This is a genomic window from Streptomyces niveiscabiei (assembly GCF_001419795.1).
GTDB lineage: Bacteria > Actinomycetota > Actinomycetes > Streptomycetales > Streptomycetaceae > Streptomyces > Streptomyces niveiscabiei.
On record NZ_LIRL01000481.1, the window covers coordinates 1 to 4,099 of the forward strand.

Below are 4,099 nucleotides of genomic sequence, written 5' to 3' on the forward strand. Positions count from 1 at the left end.
CAGCAGGACGCGCGCGGCATCCCGGTCGATCGTCGACGCTGGCGTGACAGCCACGTCCAGCAGGAGTCCGAGCGTGTCGGCGAGCAGGTGCCGCTTGCGGCCCTTATCTTGAGCTCGCCGATCTGGCAGGTGCCTGACCTGGCGTGTTGTGTGGAGGACGGTGTCCTCGACGGTCGCGTCAGCAGGGACCGATGACGGCGGAAGATTTCTTGCTCGGCGTGTCGCCGCGGCGGCCTGGCAGGTCGGCGGTGCGTCGTTCTCCGAGCGCAAGCGCGAGGGCCTCGCGCAACTCCCGGTTCTCGGACTCCAGTTGTCGGTTGCGCTCGGTGGCAGCCTCCAGGCGCCGGTGAAGGGAAGCGTCGGAGGCCCGTTGCCGGTCGGGAACCTGCCGTGCGGCGGGGACCGAGCGGTGGCGCGCGCGAAGCCGCGCGATCTCGGCTCTGAGGTCCGGCTGGTTGTAGAGCCAGGACCGGGAGACGCCCGCTTCGCGGGCGACGGTCTCGAAGGTGATCGCGGTGCCGGTGGCATCCATCCGCCGCAGGGCGGCGATCGCGCGTCGGCGGGTTGCTGTGGACCGGCGACGGGCCGCGGCAATGATGAGGTGGGAGTTGTCAGCCGGCATTCGCGGCCTCCTCGTCCTGGCCGTCGTCCAGCTCGCTGATCATGCGGTCGAGGTTGTCGACGACCTGCTGGTTCATCTCGGCGACGCGGGCATGACCGCAGCTGGTGGCGTTGTCGATCAACGTCAGTGTGCGGGTGCGCTGTTCCCTGAGTTCGGGCAGGAACTCGGGCCCTGTCAGGAAGACTGGGCAGGTGAGGCAGGCATTCGCATGCGGACAGGTCTTCTGGACGGGCAACCCGCAGTAGCCGTTGGGGAGAGTCTGGGTGGCGATGCCGTAGCGGGTCTTGGCCCACTGGGCCTGGCCGAGCGGTCCGTCGGCGTCGAGCGCGACGTGCTCGCCCTTGATGTTGACCTTCATTGCCGCCTCCCAGCGGCGTCGGACGGTCTGGTCGGTGATCCGCGCGTAATGGGCGGTCATCCGGGATGATTCGTGGTCGAGGAGAACGCGTACGACTTCCTGCGGGACGTCACGGTTGATCAGTCGGCAGGCGAAGGTGTGCCTCCACTGATGGGGCGTCAAATGGACGGGCTGGCCGTGCTCGTCGCGGATGTCGCAGGTGGCAAGCCATCGGCGGAGCATCTGCCGGTAGCTGCTGTCGGAGATCCGCAGTCTTCCCGAGGCGTTTGCGTTCGGCCGGGGAAACAGGACGCCGGTGCCCTGCGGCCAGCGTTCGAGAACGCGCTGCTGGTGGTCGCGGATCTCCTGCTCGAGTTCCTCGTCGATCGGGACGGCCGCCTCGCGTTTCATCTTGGTGTTGAAATACCGCAGGTAGGGGGCGCCTTGGCCGTCGTGGAGGAGACAGTCGAAGTCCAGGCAGATCACGCTGGAGATCCGCAGACCGCCGCAGACAAGGATGAGCGTGATCAAGCGGCCGGACGGGTTGTCCCAGCGGTCCAGGTTCTCCTCGGACTCGACCTGGGCCATGACATGCTCGGCCAGTCGGCGCGAGACCGTGGCGGCCGGGGCCGGCGGGATGTCGCCGGGATAGAACGCGGCGGTGCCCGGCAGGGAATCGTCCCAGCGGTTTTGTCGGATGGCCTGGAAGAACAGGTTCAGGCTGCTGATCCGGCCCTTCTTCAGCCCGTGTCCGCCCGGTTGGGAGGCGACGTGGGCGAGGTGACGCTCCAACAGCGGACGGTCGATGCCAGCGAGACGGTCGACGCCGACGTGCGCCAGGAAGCCGCCGAAGCAGACCAGAGCGTCCAGTCCGGTGTGTGCCGCGGTGATGCTCAGCCCGCTGGTCAACCGAAGCCGAAGCCACCTTTTAACCAGGTCACGCAGCCACGGCTGACGGATGCGTTCGAAGTACAGGCGGACGCGCGGCCTGGGGACGGTGGCGGTGGCCGGAGTGGTGATGCCCGGCAGCCGCTCCAGCCGCCACACATCTCGCGGATACTCGCTCTCCCAGCCCGCGCCGTCGCGCAGGACCTCGACGGAGTCCCGGACCTCGATCAGGAACATCACCGGTTCACGGACCCGGCCCGAGGCCGCGGACTGCCGCCATTGCCCTTCGGTGACGTCGAGCAGGGAGGACACACCGACGGCTCGGGCGAGCCGGACGGCTTGCGCCACGATGCGAGGTGGGGTCGTGCGGCGGTGGGCGTCGGACCGGCACTGCAGCCCGTACTGAAACTCCAGCGTCAGCTGACGGGGCAGGTCTCGCAGATCGATGTGGGCGGTGCCGGTCAACTCGGCGTCCATGGCGAACCGTTCGGGATCCGGACGCCCGACGTTCGCCCACCGCTCGTGGTGACTGCGGCAGAACAGCATCTGCGGGCCCTCCGCCCACAGGGTGCAGAAAGACAGGCGGCACTCGGCCGGGGCGTCACCGTGCTCCACCAGATTCGGCGCATCCCACAGATCCAGGCCGGGCCGTCCGGCTCGGCGCCACCGCTCGTAGTGCTTGGCGCAGTAGCCCTTGCCGAAGTTCCCGTAGCGGCAACCGGCGATCTTGCAGACCGACAGGGCCTGCCGCCCGCGAACGGGCCGGCCGGGATTGGCGAGGACCTCCTCCATCGCCGGGCGGCCGCGGTGCCGCCAGCGGATCACGTGCCCGTTGCAGAGCCCGCGCATGCTGACAACGCGGTCACAGTCGGCAACGGCGCAGGCCGGGGCGACGAAGACGGGGTCGCCCGGGGCCGGGCGGTAGATCTCGGTGCGGAACTCTGCCCGGACCGCGGCCAGGAGCTTTCCCAGCAGCCCGGAATGACCAGGGCCAATGCCTGCGGCGGTGAAAGTCACAGCTGGACCTCCCGGCCGGTGAACCAGCCCGCGTTCTCCAGGGTGCGGCGGGCGTCCTCGACGGTGAGGTGACCATACGTATCGATCGTGGTGCTGATCGAGGCATGCCCGAGGAGTTCCTTGACGTTCTCCATGCCCGCCCCGCGGCGCAGCAGCCAGGTCGCGTAGGTGTGACGGTACTGATGGGGCTCGAAAACGATGCCGGTGGTCTTCCGCAGCCGTCTGACCAGGTCATAGACAGCCGGATAGGCCCAGGGACGGCCATGCGGTTCGGCGAAGAGGTTCACGAAGACGTAATCGGAATCCAGGGCGCCGTACTCGCGGTGCAGATAGTCGGAGTACAACCGCATCAACTCGGCGCTGGCCGGGATGGACCGGGTGCGGCCGGCCTTGGCGCGGGCCCGGTTGTCGTTCTGCCTCGGCACCACCGTCACCTGCTTCTCGGCGATCGCGATGTCGTCGTGCCGCAGGCCGAGGGCCTCGCCGATGCGGACCCCGGTGTCCAGCAGCAGGGCGAACAGGAGCCGGTCCCGCAGGTGTTCACAGCCGTCCAGGATCTTCTGAGCCTGGGCGGCGGTCAGAACGCGGGGACGCTTGCGACCGGCCTTGAGCTTGATGGTCCTCGTCCGCTCGGGCCTGCCGGAGGCGATGTGCTGCAGGAACGGCTTATAGGACGTGGCCGCAGACCGGTGCCCTCCGGCCGGGCGCATCGTCACCAGCAGGCCCGCGACCTCGACGCCGCTGCGGGCGTGGAACTCGTAGAACGTGCTGACTGCGGCGAGCTTGCGGTTCACGCTGGAGGCCGTGCAGTGGTGCTCGACCGTCGGCAGCACCGCCACCGTCCCGTTCCGGGCCGGCGGCGGTAAGCGTAGCCAGGCCACGAAGGCGGCGACCGCCTCCAGGTCCACCATCTGCCAGTCCAGGCCACGACCCTGGAGGTAGGTCCACCAGTCCTTCAGGTCGTGGGCGTACGCCTTGATGGTGTTCGGTGACCGCTCGATCGCCGTCAGGTAGGCCAGGAACGACTCCACCGGATCGACCGGCCTCAGATCATTCCCCAGCAGCGTCCACGACTCCGTCGTCGACCCGGGTGACAGCACCCTGTGTACGCGCATCGCGCCTCCCACTTCTCCGTGTTGGACGGCGGCAGATAACCGCATCCACCAAGGGAGTTGGGGGACCTTCAGCGAACCTCACACACGTCAAGGACAGGCTGGTACGGGCTTGAGATAACG

General features: G+C 68.4%; 4 protein-coding genes. 1 reads left to right on the forward strand and 3 read right to left on the reverse strand.

All coding sequences use genetic code 11. The features are described from left to right. Positions 1-195 (forward strand): hypothetical protein (locus AOK24_RS52775; protein WP_206191254.1); only part of this gene is annotated, 195 nt, incomplete at its 5' end. Here the strand turns inward: AOK24_RS52775 and AOK24_RS23100 are convergent. From AOK24_RS23100 to AOK24_RS23110, 3 genes are all read right to left on the reverse strand, one after another. Then, the gene (locus AOK24_RS23100) at positions 179-622 is read right to left on the reverse strand and encodes a DUF6262 family protein (RefSeq protein ID WP_055721978.1); all 444 of its coding nucleotides are present in this window, start codon (positions 620-622) and stop codon (positions 179-181) included. The genes AOK24_RS52775 and AOK24_RS23100 overlap by 17 nt on opposite strands. Further along, positions 612-2,696 carry a tyrosine-type recombinase/integrase gene (locus AOK24_RS23105; RefSeq protein WP_240554069.1) on the reverse strand — a complete coding sequence of 695 codons (2,085 nt, stop codon included), beginning with the start codon at positions 2,694-2,696 and terminating at the stop codon, positions 612-614. Before AOK24_RS23105 ends, AOK24_RS23100 begins: the two co-directional genes overlap by 11 nt. Before the next feature lie 164 nt (positions 2,697-2,860). Further along, positions 2,861-3,979 carry a tyrosine-type recombinase/integrase gene (locus AOK24_RS23110; RefSeq protein WP_055721979.1) on the reverse strand — a complete coding sequence of 373 codons (1,119 nt, stop codon included), beginning with the start codon at positions 3,977-3,979 and terminating at the stop codon, positions 2,861-2,863. Positions 3,980-4,099: the final 120 nt, after the last annotated feature.

Excerpts from the sequence above, each read along its gene's own strand:
- AOK24_RS23100 (WP_055721978.1), bottom strand. The coding sequence starts at position 622 with ATGCCGGCTGACAACTCCCACCTCATCATTGCCGCGGCCCGTCGCCGG.
- AOK24_RS23105 (WP_240554069.1), bottom strand. The coding sequence starts at position 2,696 with ATGCGCGGGCTCTGCAACGGGCACGTGATCCGCTGGCGGCACCGCGGC.
- AOK24_RS23110 (WP_055721979.1), bottom strand. The coding sequence starts at position 3,979 with ATGCGCGTACACAGGGTGCTGTCACCCGGGTCGACGACGGAGTCGTGG.